At 69.6% G+C, this 1,089-nt stretch carries 2 protein-coding genes; both read left to right on the top strand.

All coding sequences use genetic code 11. The annotated features are described in order from the left end of the window. Positions 1-89: hypothetical protein (locus A9W96_RS32665; RefSeq protein ID WP_231998306.1), on the top strand; the 89-nt coding region annotated here is incomplete at its 5' end. 4 nt (positions 90-93) lie between these two features. Beyond that, the gene (locus A9W96_RS15535) at positions 94-897 is read left to right on the top strand and encodes an SDR family oxidoreductase (protein ID WP_066861004.1); all 804 of its coding nucleotides are present in this window, start codon (positions 94-96) and stop codon (positions 895-897) included. The last annotated feature ends 192 nt before the right edge of the window (positions 898-1,089 follow it).

The following is a 1,089-nucleotide window of genomic DNA, read 5'->3' as shown; positions in this document are numbered from 1 at the left end:
CCAAGGGAGATGAATCATCGAGCGACGCAACGGAATTCGATAAGCGCAGCGAGAACTTCGTGCGGGCGACCCGCGGGATACATTGGTGAGACCATGAGCCTTCCAAAACCTGACCTGCAGACCACCGTTGTCATCACCGGCGCCTCGTCGGGTATCGGCGCCGAACTGGCCCGCGGGTTGGCCCGTCGCGGCTTCCCGCTGCTGCTGGTCGCGCGCCGGCGCGAGCGCCTCGACGAACTGGCCAATGAGGTGGGCCAGGAGTACTCCGTGGCCGTCGAGGTGCTGCCGCTGGATCTCAGCGACAGCAAGGCCCGCGCCAAACTGGCGGGCCGGCTGCGCACCGAGCCGATCGCCGGCCTGTGCAACAGCGCCGGTTTCGGCACCAGCGGGGTGTTTCACGAGTTGCCGCTGGAGCGCGAGAGCGAAGAGGTGACGCTGAACGCGCTGGCGCTGATGGAGCTCACCCACGCGACGCTGCCGGGCATGGTTTCCCGCGGGGCGGGCGCGGTGATGAACATCGCGTCGATCGCCGGGTTCCAGCCGGTTCCCTACATGGCGGTGTACTCGGCCACCAAGGCCTTCGTGCAGACGTTCTCCGAGGCGGTGCACGAGGAGTTGCACGGCACGGGCGTGTCGGTGACCTGCCTGTGCCCGGGACCGGTGCCGACCGAGTGGGCCGAGATCGCCAACGCCGAGCGGTTCAGCATCCCCATCGCGCAGGTCGCGCCGCGCGACGTTGCCGAGGCGGCCATCGTCGGCATGCTGTCCGGCCGTCGCACGGTGGTGCCCGGGGTGGTGCCCAAGGTGGTCAGCACCGGCGGCCGGTTCGCGCCGCGCAGCCTGCTGTTGCCCGGCATCCGGATCGGCAGCCGATTCCGCGGCGGGCCCAAGAGCTGAGCGGGTCGCCGGGTCGGGGCCCGTCTCGGCATCAACGAGCGAGACCGCGACACTGAACCTACGTACGCGACACGCCGAGACGGGTGTGCGTAGATTCAGTCTCGCGGAATATGGCGGCCCGCCGCGGCGCAAGTGCCGGATGAGGCCGGGCGCTAGGCTCGGGCGGTGGCTGCTGTGGACCTGACCGCCGAT

It is taken from the genome of Mycobacterium sp. 1245852.3 (genome assembly GCF_001669335.1).
Taxonomy (GTDB): domain Bacteria; phylum Actinomycetota; class Actinomycetes; order Mycobacteriales; family Mycobacteriaceae; genus Mycobacterium; species Mycobacterium europaeum_A.
The sequence above is the reverse complement of the archived record's forward strand: the minus strand, read 5'-3'. Positions and strand labels throughout refer to the sequence as shown.